Source organism: Bacillus sp. C28GYM-DRY-1 (assembly GCF_030519405.1).
GTDB classification, from domain to species: Bacteria; Bacillota; Bacilli; order Bacillales; family Bacillaceae; genus Bacillus; species Bacillus spizizenii_A.
Genome location: NZ_JAUMKF010000007.1, coordinates 100,685 through 120,227, shown reverse-complemented (window position 1 = coordinate 120,227; position 19,543 = coordinate 100,685). Strand labels below are relative to the sequence as shown.

Genomic DNA, 19,543 nt, shown 5'->3' with positions numbered 1-19,543 from the left:
TGTCAGTAATATGAAGCATCCCGACGACGGGATGCTTTTTTTTATTATTCAGCCATTGCGTCAGTTAAGACAGGAACGACTTGTTTTTTACGAGAAACAACGCCTTTAAGAAGGGCTGTGTTGTTTTCTAATGTAACGTTGAACGCTTTTTCTACTTTCGCTGCTTCGTTACCGATCGCAAGGGCAAGTGAATCATTTTCTAAGATGTCTGTGATGACAAGAAGGAACAGGTCAAGGTTCTTCTCAGCCACAACCTTTGAAATCACTGCTTCTAATTCAGCTTGGCGTTTTTTCACATCTTCAATGTCTACTGTGTTCACTTGTGCGATTTCGACTTTTTTGCTGCCGAGTGTAAATTCTTTCGCATCAAGAGAAATCAGCTCTTCCACTGTTTTTTTGCTTAAATCAGCGCCAGCTTTCAGCATGTTCAAGCCGTATTCTTCAGCATCTACGCCAGCGATTTCCGCAAGCTCTTTTGCTGCCGCTACGTCTTGGTCTGTGCAAGTTGGAGATTTGAATAACAGTGAGTCAGAAATGATCGCAGAGAGCATAAGGCCGGCAATTTCTTTCTCAATTTTTACGTTATTTTCTTTGTACATTTTGTTTAAGATTGTAGCCGTACAGCCTACAGGCTCAGCACGATAGTAAAGCGGCTCAGCTGTTTCAAAGTTAGCGATGCGGTGGTGGTCGATCACTTCTAGAATCTGAACATCTTCAATGTCCTTGATGCTTTGTTGGCGTTCGTTATGGTCAACCAAGATAACGCCGTTGACTTCGTTTGCAGCTGTTTCAACAAGACGCGGGCTTTCTTGTTTGAAATAGTCAAGTGCGTATTGTGTTTCGCCGTTGACTTGTCCAAGACGGACTGGCTCAGCATTAAAGCCGAGTTTGTTTTTCAAATCAGCATAAGCAATCGCAGAACAAATCGTATCTGTGTCTGGGTTTTGGTGTCCGAAAATAAGTATCTTTTCCATGATAGCTCCTTATCCTTTTTTAAGTAGTGTAATCTTTATATAGTTTAACACGTCTTGCTGCAGGTGTAATCATACAAACCCGTAAAAATTGATGTGAATAAGAAGCATTTTCTTTGAGCTGAAAAGAAAAGGTGTGTAAAATACTGGGTAGCTTAGTTGCGAAATGTGATGTAGTATCAAAAAAGGTACTATTGGAGGGTTAACTATGAGTGAAAAAAAGAATATATACCCGAACAAAGAAGGCTGTCCAGTTGAGTTTACATTAGATGTGATTGGCGGAAAGTGGAAAGGCATTCTTCTTTATCACATGATAGATGGCAAGAAACGGTTTAATGAGTTTCGTCGAATCTGTCCGAGTATCACCCAAAGAATGCTTACCCTTCAGCTCCGGGAGCTGGAAGCGGACGGCATCGTACATCGTGAGGTTTACCATCAGGTGCCTCCCAAGGTTGAATACTCTCTGACGGAATTTGGTCGAACGCTTGAACCGATTGTTTTGCAAATGAAAGAATGGGGAGAATCCAACAGGGAGACGCTGGAATCTTACCGTTCGAGCGGATTGCTGAAGAATCAGCAGAAATAGCAGCAAAGGGAACTCCTTTGCTGCTTGTTTTATTTCATTGAAAGGGCTCTGTTGGCGTTTCTGACGTCATTTTTTAACAGTTCAGAAAGGTTGTAAGACGGATAGTATCCACGCTGATACATGTATCGGAAAACTTGCGCATGCAACTGTATGGCAGCATTCAGTTGCTTGACCAGTACGTTTCTTAATTGAGGTGTTGCTGTTTCTGTAATCGCAATGGCATAGCTGCGGACAGACGTTTTGACAAACCCGAGAAGATTACCGCTGTAAAATGGGTTATCCGCTCGTTCTTCTTCCTCATCCTCTCTGTGCGGCGCCTGTGGAAAGAATGGAAGAAGCTCTCTTAGATTTTGCTCAACAGCCTGAATGGATACACTATAAAGCTGTCTGAGCTGAGGGTCTTTTACTTCTCTTATCATTTTCTTCAGCCTAATGAGTCCATTTGATTGAAAAGCAACCAGCTCGTGCATTTCTAATGTTTCATGCCAAGCCAATGTTCTGCGTTCATCCATGTAATAAGTCTCCTTTATCAATCAGATTCCATATCAGCATATGCCCAACGCTCAATGTTGTTCATGATGTTTTGAAGTTTTTAAAAAGGGAAATTCATTTTATATAGGATACGGATTGAACATGCAAAAAGAGGTGAAACGCGATGTGGGAGATGATAAAGAACTTTTTCTTGTTTAGCAGCGGCGTTCTGCAAGCAACAACCCTTTTACTGGTGATCTTAATTTTTATGTATGTCAGAAAAACGAAAAAGAAAAACAAGGAATCTTCTGGCTTTATGGATGATAAACATTAACTGTGTGATGGGCATTCTTTTCAAAGAATGTCTTTTCATTTGCAATGTTTCACATGAAACATTGGCGTCATTTTACTTGCGATTTGGACTTATGTTAAAATATAAAAGTAAAATGTAGAGATAATATAAAAACATTCGGTGCAAAGCATGTTGCAGCGATGAAAGAAGAGCAGTCGTTTATGCTGCTCTTTTCTATTCGTATGTTCAGGATGATACGAGGTGACTAAGTGAAACAAACGAGAGCATTAATGGAAGGTGCTATTTTAATCAGTCTGTTTGCGATCATCACGCTTTTGGTCGTTTATGTTCCCGTGATTGGAGCAATTCTCTTATTTGCACTGCCGCTGCCCATGATCGTGTATACGATTAGATATGGATTGAAGTTAGGAATATGGATGGGCGTTGTCAGTCTTCCGGTTGTTTTTATTGTCGGGTCCATTAACGGACTGATTGTAGCATTTATGTCAGCTTGCGCAGGCATTGCCATGGGGCATTTTTTCAAAAAAAGAGAACCCGGTCATGCTATTATTTCGGGTGCCCTTATTTATATGCTTTGTATCGTGTTCTATTTTGTGATAAGCATTCAGTTTTTGGGTATCAATATCATTGATGAAGCGATGACACAATACCGGCAATCTCTTGATATTGTAGAAACTGTATTGAAGCAGTCGGGCAATGCTGAACAGCTTGAGAAGCAATTGAAACTGATGGAAGAACAATTGGGTATCGTTCAATATCTTTTTCCAACAGCTATTGTGATGGTAGGAGCTATTTTTTCTTTCCTCAGTTACCTTATCGCTAGGCCGCTCTTAAGGCGATTCTCCCCCGATATTCCTAATCTAAAGCCTTTTAGAGAGTTGAAGTTTCCGCAAAGTGTTGTAGTGCTGTATTTAATGATTGTCATACTTTCATTTTTGCCATTAGAAAAAGGGCAAATGCTGTACTCTATCGCTTTAAATGGGGAGTTTATACTCGGGTTTCTGATTTTTATCCAAGGTTTATCATTTATCTTTTTCTATTGCCATAAGAAACAATATCCGAAGGCTGCGGCTGTCATTGCAGTGATTCTTGGGTTGATGCATCCGATCTTTATGGCAGCCATTCGCATTTTAGGCGTTATAGATATGGGCTTTAATATAAGGAATAAGGTGAAGTGAACATGAGTTTTACTCACGTGGTGGGGAGTGATAGAAGTGCCAAGCTTTTATGAAAAACCGTTGTTTCGGTATCCCATCTATGCATTGATTGCTCTGTCAATCATTACAATCCTCATCAGCTTTTATTTTAACTGGATATTAGGAACCGTCGAAGTACTGCTGCTGGCAGTTATTTTGTTTTTTATTAAACGTGCTGATTCTCTTATTCGACAAGAGATTGATGCTTATATTTCTACGTTATCCTACAGATTAAAAAAAGTCGGTGAAGAGGCATTGATGGAAATGCCGATCGGCATCATGCTTTTTAATGACCAATATTATATAGAATGGGCAAATCCGTTTCTTTCTTCTTGCTTTAATGAAAGCACATTAGTGGGGAGATCCCTTTACGATACTTGTGAGTCGGTTGTGCCGCTCATCAAACAAGAGGTGGAATCGGAAACGGTTACTTTGAATGACCGCAAGTTTAAGGTTGTCATCAAACGGGATGAGCGCCTGCTGTACTTCTTTGATGTAACGGAACAAATTCAGATTGAAAAGCGATATGAAAACGAAAGAACTGTGCTAGCGTATATTTTCCTTGATAACTATGATGATGTGACCCAAGGATTAGATGACCAGACGAGAAGCACGATGAACAGCCAGGTCACATCTTTGCTGAACGCTTGGGCGCAGGAGTACGGGATTTTCCTGAAAAGGACGTCTTCAGAACGCTTTATCGCTGTACTTAATGAACATATCTTAACTGAACTCGAAAATTCGAAGTTTTCAATTCTAGATGAGGTGCGGGAAAAAACCTCATTTGACGGTGTAGCACTGACGTTAAGCGTCGGAGTCGGGGCTTCAGTCTCCTCGCTGAAAGAACTTGGCGATTTGGCGCAATCCAGCTTGGACTTAGCGCTGGGGCGCGGCGGAGACCAAGTAGCCATTAAGCTGCCGAACGGAAAGGTAAAGTTTTACGGAGGTAAAACCAACCCGATGGAGAAACGAACAAGGGTGCGGGCCCGCGTCATTTCTCATGCCTTAAAGGAAATTGTCTCTGAAAGCAGCAATGTGATTATCATGGGGCATAAATTCCCTGACATGGATTCTATCGGCGCAGCAATCGGGATTTTAAAGGTGGCTCAGGCAAATAATAAAGATGGTTTTATCGTCATTGATCCTAATCAAATCGGATCAAGTGTGCAGCGTTTGATTGAGGAGATCAAAAAATATGAAGAGCTGTGGTCAAGGTTTATTACGCCTGAAGAAGCGATGGAAATTTCCAATGATGACACGCTGCTTGTGATCGTTGATACACATAAGCCGTCACTTGTCATGGAGGAACGGCTGGTCAATAAAATTGAACATATCGTTGTCATCGACCATCACCGCAGGGGCGAGGAGTTTATCAGAGATCCGCTGCTCGTTTATATGGAGCCGTACGCTTCATCGACAGCGGAATTGGTGACAGAGTTGCTTGAATATCAGCCGAAGCGCTTAAAAATCAATATGATTGAAGCAACAGCCCTATTAGCTGGTATAATAGTGGATACAAAGAGCTTTTCTCTCCGCACTGGTTCGCGGACTTTTGATGCGGCTTCTTATTTAAGGGCAAAAGGCGCCGACACGGTGCTTGTGCAGAAGTTCCTGAAAGAGACCGTTGATTCCTATATTAAACGGGCGAAGCTGATCCAGCATACAGCCCTCTATAAAGAGAACATTGCGATTGCTTCTCTTCCTGAAAATGAGGAGGAATACTTCGATCAAGTGCTAATTGCGCAGGCGGCCGATTCGCTGCTGTCGATGAGTGAGGTAGAGGCTTCATTTGCGGTGGCGAGACGGGATGAGCAAACTGTTTGTATCAGTGCGCGGTCACTTGGCGAGGTCAATGTACAGATCATCATGGAGGCGCTGGAAGGCGGAGGGCATTTAACAAATGCGGCGACTCAGTTGTCCGGCATTTCAGTTTCTGAAGCGCTGGAACGGCTGAAGCACGCCATAGATGAGTATTTTGAGGGAGGCGTACAGAGATGAAGGTTATTTTCTTACAAGATGTAAAAGGAAAAGGAAAAAAAGGCGAAGTCAAAAACGTAGCAGACGGTTATGCGCATAACTTTCTGATTAAAAAAGGCCTCGCGGTTGAAGCAAACGCGTCAAACATCAGCGCGCTGAACGGACAAAAACAAAAAGAGAAAAAAGAAGCCATTGCCGAGCTTGAGCAAGCAAAGAGCTTAAAAGAAACATTAGAAAAACTGACAGTTGAGCTCAGCGCGAAATCAGGCGAAGGCGGCCGTTTATTTGGTTCTGTGACAAGCAAGCAAATTACTGAACAGCTCCAAAAAGACCATAAAATTAAAGTAGATAAGCGGAAGCTTGAACTGCCGGACGGCATTCGTGCATTAGGATATACAAATGTGCCTGTGAAGCTGCATCCTGAGGTTCAGGCTGTGTTAAAGGTACATGTGAAAGAAGAAGTTTAATAGAAAAGAGGCTTGGAGCAATCCAAGCCTCTTTTTTTTATTCCACGAGATAAAGAGTTTGCTGGCTTTTTTCGCCTGGTCCTCTTCGCAAGCCTTGCTGGCTGCTGTTTGAGCTGCTAGAGGAACTGCGGTACTCGTCAGATGATATTTCTTTTCCACTTTTCTTAATCCAAGAAACAAGTTCGCTGTTTCCTGAGTTATTTCCTGATAGAAGGAAGTATTTCACTTTCCCTTCTTTGACCCATTTTTTTAGCTCGGACACAGTCAGTATTGGATCTGTGCCGTTAAATCCGCCCATTGCCATAACAGATTCATTTTCATGAATGATGTATGGCGCAGCCGTTACAGTTGTCAAAGTAGCAAATAGATACTCTTCGCCGGTATTATGCTTTCTCAGATAGGACAAGAGTCCGGTGTCAACCTCTGAGGAGAACATGTTCCCGCCGTTTGCTGAGCTTTTGAGCTGCGGGCCGGATTCAGGAAGAACGCTGTTGCCTCCGTATAGAAGCGGCGTTGCTGACCAGTAGATTGGCGTGAGCAGCAGAACACATAAGCTGATGATTGCTAGCTGCTTGCTGAACGGATGGCTGCGTTTAATCACCAGAAGCGCAAGGGTGATGCCTAGTCCTAAGAGTCCCAGCACGTACATCCATGCACTGCCGATTTGGCTTGTATAAGCGCTTAGAATATAAACCTGGAAAGCGGCTGTGATCAGAACGGCTGCCGGCAGAAGATAGCTGGCCCAGTCTTTATTGTTATTGTATAAACGGTACATCGTATGCCATCCAATACCGGAAAGTGCGGCAATCGGAGGTGCCAGCATAATTAAATAGTACTGGTGGAAAAATCCTGCAACGCTGAAGAAACCGGCTACAGGAACGAGCCAAGCCGCCCAGAATATCGATTCTTTCACTTCAGTAGCTTGACCCCGGCGATTACGGTACCAGTTGATGAATTCGCCCAGCAATCCGATCAATGCGAATGGAAGCATCCAGCTGATTTGGCCGGATAGTGCCGATTGGAAGAGACGGAGCGGTCCTGCATCGCCAGTGCCGAACATATTCGTGCTTTTTCCACCGCCAGGTCCGCCGTTTCCAGGGCCGATGCCGCCTGTTGGAGGTGTGCCTCCGCCATTGGGAACGCCGTTTTGACCGCTAGGCGGCTGAGGCCCCTGTGAATTGTTTCCGAATGATTGATTGGCGGTACTTTCGTCAGACTTGCTGTTTCCCGAAAAAGATGATCCGTTGCTGTTTGGCGGTTGCATGGTGCTATTATTCTGCATGTTACGGCCGTCAGCAGTATTCATATCACTCCTTGCAAGGCCGGTGGTTTGTCCAAGCAGCCGCTCTGTGCCGTTGTAACCAAAGGCCAGTTCTAACACTGAATTGGTCTGGCTGCTTCCTACATAGGGCCGGCTGGACGTTGTGGTTGAATCTACTACAACCGCCCATGAGAGCGAAACGCCTGTCAGAAGGACGAGAGACAGTATCAGAGACCCGATTTTTTTCTTCAGAGATATCCGAGATGCAATCAGGTAGAATAACACAAATGCAGGCAATACCATAAACGCTTGCATCATCTTCATATTAAAGGCGAGCCCAATCAGGGCAAATGCTGCCAGGAGCCAAACCAGCTTGCCTTGTTTGACGGATCGAATCAGGCATGATGAACCGAGCAATAAGGTAAAGACAAGCATGCTGTCAATATTGTTTGTCCGGCTGACGGCTACTGCGATAGGCGTCAGTGCCATGACAAGTGCGGCAATGCGGGCAGCTCCAATTCCAAAAGTCGGTTTGATCATTCTGTATAGAAGGAATACAGATCCAACTCCGGCGAGAGCTTGGGGAATGATTACACTCCATGTGTGAACGCCAAAAATCAGTGCGAAAATCGTTTGAATCCATAACACAACAGGCGGTTTATCTACTGTCACAAATCCAGTAGGGTCAAATGAGGCATAAAAGAAATTGTGGAAGCTTTGCGTCATGCTTTTCACAGCCGCCAAATAGTATTGGTTCGCTGTGTCATCCTGCCAAATGTTATACGCATTAAGAAAAGCCGCTGTAAGCAAGATGAGAATAAGGGCCACGTCGAATCGTTTGGTTTTCATCGTTTTTCACCTCTTTATGGTGTTTATTGTAAAAAACAAATATGAAAAACTTATGAATAAACCATAAATATTCGAAGAATGTCAAAGGAAAAAGCGGAGATATCTTCCCCGCTTTTTATGCTGAATTTCTTTGCTTCGCTGACTGAAGAATGTATCGGTCTCGTCCGGCTCCCAGTCCGGCCGCTCCCATTACAATCAGGGCAGCAATAAGAAGCACAATCGGCATTGTCCATGAATGTGTCTGGTCAAAGAGATAGCCGACAAAGATTGGACCGACAGCTGCAAGCAGGTAGCCGAATGACTGAGACATACCTGACAGCGCAGCGGCCTGCTGTGCATTTTCACTGCGGAGACCGATAAGAGCGAGTGCCAAACTAATGCTGGAGCCTTGTCCGATACCGATAATCACCATCCAGATAGCAAGCGTTGTATGGCTGCCGCCCGCTAATAATCCGCATAGGCCGATCAGGTAGACTGCGGCCAGCGCCGCAACGATACCGCGCTGATGTTTCACACGGTCGGCTAAAACCGGTGTCAGAAAAGTGGAAGGCAGACTTGCAAATTGCATGAGTGACACCATCCATCCAGCTGTTGATGTATCAATCCCGTGTGAACGGAGAATTTCAGGAAACCAAGCGATGCTGCTGTAAAATAAAAATGATTGCAGTCCCATAAAGATGGTGACAAACCATGCCATTTTGGAAGCCCAAACGGAACTGGTTTGAAGCTTAACCGCTTTATTTGCTGTATCCCGGTGGCGCAGCTGAGGTATCCAGATCAGCAATGCAAGGAACGCCAGCCCGCCCCATAAGAGAAAGGCTTGCTTCCATCCGCCTTCCATTTGTGCCGCCAGGGGTACGGTGACACCTGATGCCAAAGCAGCGAATATATTCATTGATGTCGTATACAGGCTGATCATGATCCCTGACTTTTCAGGGTATTTATGTTTGATTAAGCTTGGCAAAAGAACATTCCCGATTGCAATTCCGACTCCAATGAGTGCTGTTCCGAAAAACAAAGCGGCAGTGTAGCCGACAGAACGAATCAAAACGCCGATAAACAGGACCAGGAGACCAAGCCATAAGGTTCGCCCATTTCCGAGGCGCTGTCCGAGCTTAGGCGCAAGCGGAGAAAGAACTGCAAACGAAAGCAGCGGCAGTGCTGTCAAAAATCCGGCTGCCCCATTGGACATGTGCAGCTCTGCCCGAATAGAGCTGATGACCGGACCGACTGAAGTGATCGCGGGCCGTAAGTTAAACGCGATAAAGATAATGCCGGCAATCAGCCAAAACGATTGGATTTTTTTATTTTGTGGATGTGGCAAAGCAGTTACTCCTTCTTTCTAACATATACTAAATATCATTCCGTAAGATGAAAGCAAGTATGCCAACGAATGCTACGATTGTTTTTCTTCTTTCTGTATTTCAGCCATTTTGGCAAGCAGTATATGCTGAGGCATATGCATGATCTGTTCAAGCGGCAGATGTAAGGATTCTGCAAGCTTTTGGGCAGTTTCAGCAGAAATTTGCAAAGGTCTCACAAAAGATCCCTCCTCTCTTCTGTCCATTGTACAAGAATCAGATGTGAAATGTAATAAGATGTCACAAAGGATTGGAACAATCCGTAAATGCCCGTTATAAAAGAGGGAAGGAGGGTTCTTATGCAAGCACCGTTGTCATTTTTAAAACAAATGCTGACTGAGCATCAGATAGATACTGAGAAGGCTGTCACCTTTGAAGAATATATGGCTATGAGGCGGAAACTTCAGGAGCTGATGGGGAAATTTGCTTCATTCGAGGAGTGGGATCTGTATCAACAAGCGGCAGATCTGATGATGCATACAGGCTTCCAATGGATGAAATAAGCTGATCCACGAAAAAACCCCCGCTGCAGCGAAGGGTTTCATTCCATTAAAATGAGTATTCTTCTTCCACATTTTTGAACTGGTCATAAATCACAAGAGTTGCTGGACTGTTTTCTTTTGCCATCTGTTTGGCTTTTTCAATTGCGGCGTCTTTAGATGTATACAAAGCTGTCGGCGCCACATTCTCCACCTTAATAAACCAGCCGTCCGCATCAACATTAGGTGTAACCGCATATTTTTTCATCATCAATCATTCCTCCCACAAGTTTTATTGCATTTTTCCCGCCTTGTTACTGTCCGAAACGATCCAATCGGCTAGCTGAGAAAAACAGGAAATAGACAATTTTTCTATTTTTTTTCTGCAGAAATGGTAGAATGGAGTTTGGAGATTTTTTAATGAGAGGACGGTGCTTAGCATGACAGACCTTCTGAATGATCGGCTTCCTCCGCAAAATATAGAAGCCGAACAAGCCGTGTTAGGCGCAATTTTTTTACAGCCGTCTGCTTTAACGCTGGCTTCAGAAGTATTGATTCCAGATGATTTCTATAGAATGTCCCACCAAAAAATCTATAATGCGATGCTGGTGCTCGGTGACCGCGGTGAACCGGTTGATCTAGTGACGGTAACGTCAGAGCTTGCGAATACAGACCTGCTGGAAGAAGTGGGGGGTATTTCGTATCTGACAGATATCGCAAACTCGGTGCCGACAGCGGCTAACATAGAATATTACGCGAAGATCGTTGAAGAAAAATCAATTCTTCGCCGATTAATCAGAACAGCGACAACCATCGCTCAAGACGGGTATACCCGTGAGGATGAGGTCGAGGATTTACTCAGTGAAGCTGAAAAAACGATTATGGAAGTGGCGCAGCGCAAAAGCACGAGTGCCTTCCAAAATATTAAGGACGTCCTTGTCCAAACCTATGACAATATCGAACAGCTTCACAATCGAAAAGGCGATATTACGGGAATTCCGACAGGGTTTACAGAGCTTGACCGGATGACGGCCGGTTTCCAGCGCAACGACTTAATCATTGTGGCTGCTCGTCCGTCAGTGGGGAAAACGGCCTTTGCCCTGAACATTGCACAAAACGTGGCGACCAAGACCGACGAAAGCGTAGCAATTTTCAGTCTTGAGATGGGTGCAGAGCAGCTCGTTATGCGTATGCTCTGTGCCGAGGGAAATATCAATGCCCAGAATCTCCGTACCGGCAACCTGACCGAAGAGGATTGGGGCAAGCTGACGATGGCAATGGGAAGCCTGTCAAACAGCGGAATCTACATCGATGATACACCGGGTATCCGCGTGAGTGAAATCCGCGCCAAGTGCCGCCGCTTAAAGCAGGAAAGCGGCCTCGGCATGATTTTGATCGACTACCTGCAATTGATTCAGGGAAGCGGACGCTCAAAGGATAACCGTCAGCAAGAAGTATCAGAAATTTCCCGTGAACTGAAAGCGATCGCGAGGGAGCTGCAAGTCCCTGTTATCGCGCTTTCTCAGCTTTCCCGGGGCGTTGAGCAGCGTCAGGATAAACGCCCGATGATGTCTGATATCCGGGAATCAGGAAGTATCGAGCAGGACGCGGATATTGTGGCGTTCCTTTATCGTGATGACTACTATGACAAAGAAACCGAGAATAAAAATATTATTGAAATCATTATTGCCAAACAGCGTAACGGCCCGGTAGGAACCGTGTCACTTGCGTTCGTAAAAGAATACAACAAATTCGTCAACCTGGAACGGCGTTTTGATGACGCAGGTGTTCCGCCCGGCGCATAAACCCTCAAGAGCTGATCTTGGGGGTTTTTTTTCATTCGAAAGATGGAAGGAATACCGTTCGCTCAGCGGATGTAAATTTGAAAACGTTTTAATAAAATGGGAATAAAAAGGAGATGGTAACCATGGGAAACTCTTTTTCACACTTTCACGCAGCGCAAATCCGGATTGCGCGGCCTACGAGCCAGCTCAATGAAATCATTCGCTTTTACGAAGGGGGACTGGGCTTGAAACGGATTGGAGAATTTTCGCAGCATGACGGGTATAACGGTGTCATGTTCGGCCTTCCTCATGCCGATTATCATTTGGAATTCACCCAATATGACGTGGAAAGTACTCCTCCCGTTCCCCATCCCGACAGTCTCCTCGTTTTTTATGTGTCGAATGCAGATGAACTGACAGTGATCACTTCAAAGCTAAAACACATGGGCTATCAAGAGGTTGAATCTGAGAACCCGTACTGGAGCCATGGAGGCGTGACGATAGAGGATCCGGACGGCTGGCGAGTCGTTTTTATGAATACAAACGGGATATCAGGCAAGTAACTCTTTTCTGTGCTAAAGGACAAAAGTTTCACGAGAATTTTAGGACAATACGATGAGAAAACGCTTATAAAACGAATGGAAGCGAACGAATATCGATTTACATTAATTTAATGTTCGGATTTACAATTGACTTTCTGTTGCTTCACTGATAAACTTGATTTGTTTGAATAGAATCGTTTTGAAAGGTTAACGGAGGTGCACGGACATGTCTTCAGTAGTTGTAGTAGGTACGCAATGGGGCGATGAAGGAAAAGGCAAAATTACAGATTTCCTTTCAGAAAATGCAGAAGTGATCGCCCGTTATCAAGGCGGAAATAACGCAGGACATACAATCAAGTTTGACGGAGTCACATACAAGCTTCACTTAATCCCGTCAGGAATTTTCTATAAGGATAAAACGTGTGTGATCGGAAACGGAATGGTTGTAGATCCGAAAGCATTAGTCACAGAGCTTGCGTATCTTCATGAGCGCAACGTTAGTACAGATAACCTGAGAATCAGTAACAGAGCTCACGTCATTCTGCCGTATCATTTGAAATTGGATGAAGTGGAAGAAGAGCGTAAAGGGGCTAACAAGATTGGGACAACGAAAAAAGGAATCGGCCCTGCTTATATGGACAAAGCGGCCCGCATCGGGATTCGCATCGCAGACCTGTTAGACCGTGACGCGTTTAAGGAGAAGCTTGAACGTAATCTTGAAGAAAAAAACCGTCTGCTTGAGAAAATGTACGAGACAGAAGGGTTTAAAATTGAGGATATCTTAGACGAATATTATGAATACGGCCAGCAGATTAAAAAATATGTCTGCGACACATCTGTTGTCTTAAATGATGCTCTTGATGAAGGGCGCCGTGTATTGTTTGAAGGCGCGCAAGGGGTTATGCTCGATATCGACCAAGGAACATACCCGTTTGTTACATCATCTAACCCTGTTGCCGGCGGTGTTACGATCGGTTCCGGTGTCGGCCCGACCAAAATCCAGCACGTTGTCGGTGTATCAAAAGCATATACGACTCGTGTCGGCGACGGTCCTTTCCCGACTGAGCTGAAAGATGAAATCGGCGATCAAATCCGTGAAGTCGGCCGCGAGTATGGAACAACAACAGGCCGTCCGCGCCGTGTCGGCTGGTTTGACAGCGTTGTTGTCCGCCACGCCCGCCGTGTGAGCGGAATTACAGATCTTTCTTTGAACTCAATCGACGTTTTAACAGGAATTGAAACACTGAAAATCTGTGTGGCGTACCGCTACAAAGGCGAAATCATTGAAGAATTCCCAGCAAGCCTTAAAGCACTTGCTGAATGTGAGCCGGTATATGAAGAAATGCCAGGATGGACTGAGGATATCACAGGAGCGAAAAGCTTGAGCGAGCTTCCGGAAAATGCGCGTCACTATCTTGAGCGCGTGTCTCAGTTGACAGGCATTCCACTTTCTATTTTCTCTGTCGGCCCAGACCGTTCACAGACAAATGTCCTTCGCAGCGTGTACCGTGCGAACTAGATAGATTTTGCTTAAAAGCCCCTAATTCAGGGGCTTTTTTTTATTTGAAAGCCGCATATAAGTTGGTCTGAGAAAAAAATATGAAAAAAAACCAAAAAAGTTATTGCCACTTCTATTTGTTCGTGATATTATAAATCTCGTTGTTACGGAAACTGCTTCAATAGAGTACAAGATAGAACTTGATCCAAGTCGTTTGCTCTATGGAAATTCCGACATCTTAAGAGCCATTAGCTCAGTTGGTAGAGCATCTGACTTTTAATCAGAGGGTCGAAGGTTCGAGTCCTTCATGGCTCACCATTTCGTGAAGGCCCGTTGGTCAAGCGGTTAAGACACCGCCCTTTCACGGCGGTAACACGGGTTCGAATCCCGTACGGGTCATTGATTTACTTTAGCGTTATTGCTAATTCCTTATTTGTCTGCGAGGGCTGACACGACAGCTCTCGCGGCAAATTACTGTAAGGTCCGGTAGTTCAGTTGGTTAGAATGCCTGCCTGTCACGCAGGAGGTCGCGGGTTCGAGTCCCGTCCGGACCGCCATTTTACTTTACTTAGTAGAGAAAAATAAAACATTTGGCTCGGTAGCTCAGTTGGTAGAGCAACGGACTGAAAATCCGTGTGTCGGCGGTTCGATTCCGTCCCGAGCCACTTACCAAACGCATCTGCAATCGTAGGTGCGTTTTTTTCTTATAGGAAAAAGGTAAACATGAGGAGTGTTATAATAGAAGAAAAAGGGAGAACCGGCCCTGCGGCCGGTTCAAAGAAGAAGACGTCAATGATAAAGACGCACTCCGGTGAGGAGAGGTTTCAGTAAAGTTAGTTATTTTTAAAAAAGTTGACTAGTATGACAAAACATAAACAATGAGCGGATAAAGGTGAAATATGTGTTTTTTTCCAAACCTTTATTTTTTTTATCTTTTGACCTTAAACCGTTATAATAGACAAGGACCCTATGTTTACACGGGCCATAAGTGATGAAACGAATGTTATATAGATGAAATGAAGTCATTCGGCAGGAGGAAAATCAAAATGATGGATAAAAAGATCCTTGTAGTAGATGATGAAAAACCGATTGCAGATATATTGGAATTTAACTTAAGAAAAGAAGGCTATGAGGTGCACTGTGCCCACGACGGAAACGAAGCTGTTGAAATGGTAGAAGAGCTTCAGCCTGATTTAATTCTTTTAGATATTATGCTTCCTAATAAAGACGGTGTTGAAGTATGCCGTGAAGTCAGAAAGAAATACGATATGCCGATCATTATGCTGACGGCAAAGGATTCGGAAATTGACAAGGTCATTGGGCTTGAAATCGGTGCTGATGACTATGTCACAAAACCATTCAGCACACGCGAGCTCCTGGCACGTGTAAAAGCGAACTTGCGCCGCCAGCTGACAACAGCGCCTGCGGAGGAAGAGCCGTCCTCTAACGAGATTCATATCGGCTCTCTCGTCATCTTCCCTGACGCGTATGTCGTATCAAAACGAGATGAAACAATCGAATTGACTCATCGTGAGTTTGAATTGCTTCATTATTTAGCAAAACATATCGGACAAGTGATGACCCGTGAACATTTGCTTCAAACCGTTTGGGGCTATGATTACTTTGGCGATGTCAGAACGGTTGACGTAACAGTCCGCCGGCTTCGTGAAAAAATCGAGGACAACCCGAGTCATCCAAATTGGATTGTCACACGCCGCGGCGTAGGTTATTACTTGAGAAACCCAGAACAGGACTAATGCCCCTATGAATAAGGTTGGTTTTTTCCGGTCGATCCAATTTAAGATTACCTTGATTTATGTGCTTTTGATTATTATTGCCATGCAAATCATTGGTGTGTATTTTGTTAATCAGGTAGAGAAATCGCTGATCAGCTCGTATGAACAATCACTGAACCAGCGAATCGACAACCTTTCTTACTATATTGAACAAGAATATAAAAGCGATAACGACAGCACGGTCATTAAAGATGACGTTAGCCGTATTTTGAATGACTTCACGAAAAGTGATGAGGTCCGGGAAATTAGTTTTGTCGATAAAAGCTATGAAGTGGTCGGTTCCTCAAAACCGTATGGTGAGGAAGTAGCGGGGAAACAAACGACCGATCTGATCTTTAAAAGAATTTTTTCTACTAAACAATCGTATTTAAGAAAGTACTATGACCCGAAAAGCAAAATCAGAGTTCTCATTTCCGCGAAGCCCGTCATGACTGAGAACCAAGAGGTTGTCGGCGCGATCTATGTTGTCGCGAGTATGGAAGATGTCTTTAACCAAATGAAGACGATCAACACGATACTGGCATCTGGCACAGGTTTGGCACTTGTTTTGACGGCTCTTCTCGGTATTTTTCTTGCAAGAACCATTACCCATCCGCTTTCGGATATGAGAAAGCAGGCGATGGAGCTTGCGAAAGGGAATTTCTCGAGGAAGGTTAAAAAGTACGGGCATGATGAAATTGGACAGCTTGCCACTACGTTTAATCACTTAACGAGAGAGCTTGAAGATGCCCAAGCGATGACAGAAGGAGAACGCAGAAAGCTTGCCTCTGTTATTGCCTATATGACAGACGGCGTTATCGCCACAAACCGAAACGGAGCAATTATTCTCTTAAACAGCCCGGCGCTGGAGCTGCTGAACGTTTCACGTGAAACAGCCTTAGAAATGCCGATTACGAACTTGCTTGGGATTCAAGAGAATTATACATTTGAAGATTTAGTGGAGCAGCAGGATTCTATGCTGCTTGAAATTGAACGGGATGATGAATTAACGGTGCTTCGCGTGAATTTCTCTGTGATTCAAAGGGAACATGGCAAAATTGATGGCTTAATCGCTGTCATTTATGATGTTACCGAGCAAGAGAAAATGGATCAGGAACGCAGAGAATTCGTTGCAAATGTATCACATGAGTTACGGACGCCGCTCACGACAATGCGTAGTTATTTAGAGGCATTAGCTGAAGGCGCGTGGGAAAATAAGGACATTGCTCCGCGTTTCCTAATGGTGACGCAAAATGAGACAGAGCGTATGATCCGGCTTGTCAATGATCTGCTTCAGCTTTCGAAGTTTGACAGTAAGGATTATCAATTTAACCGGGAATGGATTCAGATTGTCCGGTTTATCTCACTTATTATTGACCGTTTTGAAATGACAAAAGAACAGCATGTGGAATTTATCCGAAATCTGCCGGACAGAAATCTGTACGTCGAGATTGATCAGGATAAAATTACGCAGGTGCTCGATAATATTATTTCCAACGCTTTAAAATACTCACCGGAAGGCGGACATGTCACATTCTCAATTGATGTAAATGAAGAGGAAGAACTCCTCTATATCAGCGTCAAGGATGAAGGGATCGGAATTCCGAAAAAGGATGTCGAAAAAGTCTTTGACCGCTTCTACAGGGTTGATAAAGCGAGAACGAGAAAGCTCGGCGGCACCGGTCTGGGGCTGGCGATTGCCAGAGAAATGGTTCAGGCGCACGGCGGAGATATTTGGGCGGACAGCATAGAAGGAAAAGGCACGACGATTACATTTACTCTTCCATATAAAGAGGAACAAGAGGATGATTGGGATGAAACGTGAAAATATAAAAACGATATTACTTACGGTACTCGTCATCATCAGTCTTGTGTTTACATGGGGGATATGGACGTTCCAGCCAAACTTTTCTGAAGGCTCTTCATCAACAGAGTCTACTGTGCGTGAGAAACATAAAATTGAAAAAAACACCCAAAAGTTGTCTGAAACGGTAAGGCCGAGGGACATGTTTATCCATGATGACGGCGCTCATTACAAAGTGGGTGATGAAGCCCTCTATGAAGAAGTATGGTCTGACTTGCCGCATTGGGATGTAAAAGGAATTAAAGATATCTCGGATCAGTATGATAAGGTTGGATTCAAGAGCTGGTTTTATGGAATAGGCGGATATGAAGCAAAGCTTGACTTGCAATTCACTGACACGATTCCGATTGATATTTTCCAAACGCTGTTTAGATGGTCTAATCAGTCGTTTGAATACAGTTCGTTTGATCATATTCTGATTCCGTTCAATGAATCAAAAGCGAATAAGAAGATTTATTTGGTGTCTTACAGCAAACAGCTCATTCTGGAAGTGACCGTTGAGTCTGCAAACTACCGGAACATTATGAGCGACTTGAAAAACAGGCAATCAAACATGCCGGCGTACAGTTTGTTCTCAATCGGTTCCAAGAAAGAATTCTTGCTGCCGAACAAAACGCTTATTATGGACAAAAAAGAATTTGTCACAGAGTCGATTAAAACAAATACCTTTAAGCAGGCCTTGTTCAGCGATCCGAGCATTGTAAGGGAAGATTCGAATTACAACAATAGAAATGTGCTGACAGATGGGATCAGCCGTTTAGATGTGAATTTAAGCCAGCGCCAGGTGCAATTCCAGCAACGCAATTTAGTCCAGAGCACTTCTTATCAAACAGGTGAGTTAATCAAAAGAAGCCAAAAATACCTTGAGGATACGGGAAGCTGGACGGATCACTATCAATTTTTCAATATCAATGACAGCCAGCAGCTGAGCTTCTATATCTTTATGGATCAGATGCCGGTCATTAACAGCATTGCCAAACCGTTCGGAGCGACATCGGCGATTACGTTGCAATGGGCGAACGATGATATTCTCAGCTATAAGCGGCCGAACTACAGTCTTGGAACGAATCCGATTAAAACAAGCGAGACAGAGCTGATGAGCGGCAGCGAAGTGAAGATGCTGCTTTCTAAACAAACCAAATATGATATTGACAAAATTGATCAGATCTTCCTTGCTTATCAATTGGTATCAACCTCAACCAATGATGACCCTCTTGTTGAGCTTGAACCGGTTTGGGCGATGAAAATAAACGGAAAAATGGTGCCAATTACAAAGGATTTGTTGACGAAGGAGGGGGCAAACAGTGGAGTGGAATAAGACAAAATCAATCTTCATCGTTGCCTTCCTCATTTTAGATATATTCTTAGGCTATCAGTTTTTCCAGAAATGGCAGGCTACCAGCAAAGAATATGAGGTCATCAAAAATGATGTCGAGCATGACATGAAAGCCGACCATATCACGTATGAAGGCCTGAATAAGGGAGCAATAGAAGGCTACCGGATCACAGCAAATCAAAAGGCCTTCACCAAGGAGGAAATTGAGGCACTCAAGGATCAAAAGCCTTTGATGGACATGCCAAGTGATGATCGTAAAGTAACGACCTTGAAAATGAAGTTTACGAGTCCGATCGCCCTATCAAAAAAAAACATCGAGGACGATGCTCAGGCACTTGTTTCTTCGAAGATCCAAGATGGTGAAAAATATAAACTTTGGAAGGTTGACAAATCAAAGAAAGAAATTATTTTCTTCCAAACATATGAAGGCGATTATATTTACCAGCAGACCGACAATTCTTCTAATATGATCGGGCAAGTGGTCCTGCACTTAAACGCTAAAAACGAGGTTGTGTCATATGACCAAACTACGCTTGAGGCGTTCAAGCAAATTCAGAAAGAAAGCTTAATTACTGAAATGGATGCGGTTGAGCTATTGTACTATCAAAATCAATTAAAAGAATACAGCACTGTGAAGAGCTGTAAATTCGGCTACGTTGCACAATATCCGCTGACAAGTACGCAGGTGCTGGCACCGGTATGGAGAATTACGGTCGAGTACGATAAAAAAGTGAACGGCGAGAAAAAGACAGTACAAGAGTATTTTACTGTGAATGCTTTGGAGAGTACGATTTTAGATACAGATCAATGAAA

Annotated in this window: 19 protein-coding genes and 4 tRNA genes; 17 read left to right on the top strand and 6 right to left on the bottom strand. The window is 44.0% G+C overall.

The window, feature by feature from the left end:
* Window positions 1-44: 44 nt before the first annotated feature.
* Window positions 45-974, bottom strand: coding sequence for a manganese-dependent inorganic pyrophosphatase (locus Q3W56_RS09165; protein ID WP_302895236.1), 930 nt, complete (start codon window positions 972-974; stop codon window positions 45-47).
* 205 nt (window positions 975-1,179) lie between these two features.
* Here Q3W56_RS09165 and hypR point away from each other — a divergent pair, with 205 nt between their 5' ends.
* The gene (gene hypR, locus Q3W56_RS09160; RefSeq protein ID WP_019716354.1) at window positions 1,180-1,557 is read left to right on the top strand and encodes a transcriptional regulator HypR; all 378 of its coding nucleotides are present in this window, start codon (window positions 1,180-1,182) and stop codon (window positions 1,555-1,557) included.
* Between the two features lie 29 nt (window positions 1,558-1,586).
* On the opposite strand, the gene cotF is transcribed toward hypR, so the two are convergent.
* Window positions 1,587-2,069, bottom strand: coding sequence for a spore coat protein CotF (gene cotF, locus Q3W56_RS09155; protein ID WP_302895235.1), 483 nt, complete (start codon window positions 2,067-2,069; stop codon window positions 1,587-1,589).
* A 143-nt stretch (window positions 2,070-2,212) separates the two neighbouring features.
* Here cotF and Q3W56_RS09150 point away from each other — a divergent pair, with 143 nt between their 5' ends.
* From Q3W56_RS09150 to rplI, 4 genes are all read left to right on the top strand, one after another.
* Window positions 2,213-2,362 (top strand): hypothetical protein, encoded by a 150-nt coding sequence (locus Q3W56_RS09150; protein ID WP_014115856.1) that lies wholly within the window; start codon window positions 2,213-2,215, stop codon window positions 2,360-2,362.
* Window positions 2,363-2,589: 227 nt separating this feature from the next.
* Window positions 2,590-3,519, top strand: coding sequence for a YybS family protein (locus Q3W56_RS09145; protein WP_302895234.1), 930 nt, complete (start codon window positions 2,590-2,592; stop codon window positions 3,517-3,519).
* Between the two features lie 36 nt (window positions 3,520-3,555).
* Window positions 3,556-5,535: a cyclic-di-AMP phosphodiesterase GdpP gene (gene gdpP, locus Q3W56_RS09140; protein WP_302895233.1), complete on the top strand. Its 1,980-nt coding sequence runs from the start codon at window positions 3,556-3,558 to the stop codon at window positions 5,533-5,535.
* Complete coding sequence (gene rplI, locus Q3W56_RS09135) at window positions 5,532-5,981, top strand: 50S ribosomal protein L9 (protein WP_003219165.1); 450 nt, start codon at window positions 5,532-5,534, stop codon at window positions 5,979-5,981. Before gdpP ends, rplI begins: the two co-directional genes overlap by 4 nt.
* A 37-nt stretch (window positions 5,982-6,018) precedes the next feature.
* Here rplI and Q3W56_RS09130 read toward each other — a convergent pair whose 3' ends face one another.
* The 3 genes from Q3W56_RS09130 to Q3W56_RS09120 all read right to left on the bottom strand — a co-directional run bounded on the left by Q3W56_RS09130 (window position 6,019) and on the right by Q3W56_RS09120 (window position 9,631).
* Window positions 6,019-8,091, bottom strand: coding sequence for an ArnT family glycosyltransferase (locus Q3W56_RS09130; RefSeq protein WP_302895232.1), 2,073 nt, complete (start codon window positions 8,089-8,091; stop codon window positions 6,019-6,021).
* 115 nt (window positions 8,092-8,206) lie between these two features.
* The gene (locus tag Q3W56_RS09125) at window positions 8,207-9,415 is read right to left on the bottom strand and encodes a CynX/NimT family MFS transporter (RefSeq protein WP_302895231.1); all 1,209 of its coding nucleotides are present in this window, start codon (window positions 9,413-9,415) and stop codon (window positions 8,207-8,209) included.
* Window positions 9,416-9,487: 72 nt separating this feature from the next.
* The gene (locus Q3W56_RS09120) at window positions 9,488-9,631 is read right to left on the bottom strand and encodes a YycC family protein (protein WP_019716349.1); all 144 of its coding nucleotides are present in this window, start codon (window positions 9,629-9,631) and stop codon (window positions 9,488-9,490) included.
* Between the two features lie 120 nt (window positions 9,632-9,751).
* Here Q3W56_RS09120 and Q3W56_RS09115 point away from each other — a divergent pair, with 120 nt between their 5' ends.
* On the top strand, window positions 9,752-9,955 hold the full coding sequence (locus Q3W56_RS09115; protein ID WP_268401254.1) for a hypothetical protein: 204 nt from the start codon (window positions 9,752-9,754) through the stop codon (window positions 9,953-9,955).
* Between the two features lie 46 nt (window positions 9,956-10,001).
* Here Q3W56_RS09115 and Q3W56_RS09110 read toward each other — a convergent pair whose 3' ends face one another.
* Window positions 10,002-10,202 carry a DUF2188 domain-containing protein gene (locus Q3W56_RS09110; protein WP_019716347.1) on the bottom strand — a complete coding sequence of 67 codons (201 nt, stop codon included), beginning with the start codon at window positions 10,200-10,202 and terminating at the stop codon, window positions 10,002-10,004.
* 169 nt (window positions 10,203-10,371) lie between these two features.
* Between Q3W56_RS09110 and dnaB the strand changes: the two genes are divergently transcribed.
* The 11 genes from dnaB to walI all read left to right on the top strand — a co-directional run bounded on the left by dnaB (window position 10,372) and on the right by walI (window position 19,541).
* Complete coding sequence (dnaB, locus tag Q3W56_RS09105) at window positions 10,372-11,736, top strand: replicative DNA helicase (RefSeq protein ID WP_302895230.1); 1,365 nt, start codon at window positions 10,372-10,374, stop codon at window positions 11,734-11,736.
* A gap of 122 nt (window positions 11,737-11,858) precedes the next feature.
* Window positions 11,859-12,278 (top strand): VOC family protein, encoded by a 420-nt coding sequence (locus Q3W56_RS09100; protein WP_302895229.1) that lies wholly within the window; start codon window positions 11,859-11,861, stop codon window positions 12,276-12,278.
* A gap of 205 nt (window positions 12,279-12,483) precedes the next feature.
* Window positions 12,484-13,776, top strand: coding sequence for an adenylosuccinate synthase (gene purA / locus Q3W56_RS09095; protein ID WP_019716345.1), 1,293 nt, complete (start codon window positions 12,484-12,486; stop codon window positions 13,774-13,776).
* A gap of 221 nt (window positions 13,777-13,997) precedes the next feature.
* Window positions 13,998-14,073, top strand: a tRNA-Lys gene (locus Q3W56_RS09090).
* Window positions 14,074-14,082: 9 nt separating this feature from the next.
* Window positions 14,083-14,154, top strand: a tRNA-Glu gene (locus Q3W56_RS09085).
* An 81-nt stretch (window positions 14,155-14,235) separates the two neighbouring features.
* Window positions 14,236-14,312, top strand: a tRNA-Asp gene (locus Q3W56_RS09080).
* A gap of 35 nt (window positions 14,313-14,347) precedes the next feature.
* Window positions 14,348-14,420: transfer RNA gene (locus Q3W56_RS09075), tRNA-Phe, on the top strand.
* A gap of 384 nt (window positions 14,421-14,804) precedes the next feature.
* Entirely contained in the window at window positions 14,805-15,512 is a 708-nt protein-coding gene (gene walR / locus Q3W56_RS09070) for a cell wall metabolism DNA-binding response regulator WalR (protein ID WP_003244363.1), read from the top strand.
* A gap of 7 nt (window positions 15,513-15,519) precedes the next feature.
* Window positions 15,520-17,355: a cell wall metabolism sensor histidine kinase WalK gene (gene walK, locus Q3W56_RS09065; RefSeq protein WP_268401256.1), complete on the top strand. Its 1,836-nt coding sequence runs from the start codon at window positions 15,520-15,522 to the stop codon at window positions 17,353-17,355.
* Window positions 17,345-18,712: a WalRK two-component regulatory system regulator WalH gene (gene walH / locus Q3W56_RS09060; protein ID WP_302895228.1), complete on the top strand. Its 1,368-nt coding sequence runs from the start codon at window positions 17,345-17,347 to the stop codon at window positions 18,710-18,712. Before walK ends, walH begins: the two co-directional genes overlap by 11 nt.
* The gene (walI, locus tag Q3W56_RS09055; protein ID WP_302895227.1) at window positions 18,699-19,541 is read left to right on the top strand and encodes a WalRK two-component regulatory system regulator WalI; all 843 of its coding nucleotides are present in this window, start codon (window positions 18,699-18,701) and stop codon (window positions 19,539-19,541) included. The genes walH and walI overlap by 14 nt, the downstream gene beginning before the upstream one ends.
* Window positions 19,542-19,543 lie beyond the last annotated feature (2 nt).

Bases quoted from the DNA above. Each gene is read 5' to 3' on its own strand.
- Q3W56_RS09165 (WP_302895236.1), bottom strand. From the start codon at position 974: ATGGAAAAGATACTTATTTTCGGACACCAAAACCCAGACACAGATACG.
- hypR (WP_019716354.1), top strand. From the start codon at position 1,180: ATGAGTGAAAAAAAGAATATATACCCGAACAAAGAAGGCTGTCCAGTT.
- cotF (WP_302895235.1), bottom strand. From the start codon at position 2,069: ATGGATGAACGCAGAACATTGGCTTGGCATGAAACATTAGAAATGCAC.
- Q3W56_RS09150 (WP_014115856.1), top strand. From the start codon at position 2,213: ATGTGGGAGATGATAAAGAACTTTTTCTTGTTTAGCAGCGGCGTTCTG.
- rplI (WP_003219165.1), top strand. From the start codon at position 5,532: ATGAAGGTTATTTTCTTACAAGATGTAAAAGGAAAAGGAAAAAAAGGC.
- Q3W56_RS09130 (WP_302895232.1), bottom strand. From the start codon at position 8,091: ATGAAAACCAAACGATTCGACGTGGCCCTTATTCTCATCTTGCTTACA.
- Q3W56_RS09115 (WP_268401254.1), top strand. From the start codon at position 9,752: ATGCAAGCACCGTTGTCATTTTTAAAACAAATGCTGACTGAGCATCAG.
- Q3W56_RS09110 (WP_019716347.1), bottom strand. From the start codon at position 10,202: ATGATGAAAAAATATGCGGTTACACCTAATGTTGATGCGGACGGCTGG.
- dnaB (WP_302895230.1), top strand. From the start codon at position 10,372: ATGACAGACCTTCTGAATGATCGGCTTCCTCCGCAAAATATAGAAGCC.
- Q3W56_RS09100 (WP_302895229.1), top strand. From the start codon at position 11,859: ATGGGAAACTCTTTTTCACACTTTCACGCAGCGCAAATCCGGATTGCG.
- purA (WP_019716345.1), top strand. From the start codon at position 12,484: ATGTCTTCAGTAGTTGTAGTAGGTACGCAATGGGGCGATGAAGGAAAA.
- walR (WP_003244363.1), top strand. From the start codon at position 14,805: ATGGATAAAAAGATCCTTGTAGTAGATGATGAAAAACCGATTGCAGAT.
- walK (WP_268401256.1), top strand. From the start codon at position 15,520: ATGAATAAGGTTGGTTTTTTCCGGTCGATCCAATTTAAGATTACCTTG.
- walH (WP_302895228.1), top strand. From the start codon at position 17,345: ATGAAACGTGAAAATATAAAAACGATATTACTTACGGTACTCGTCATC.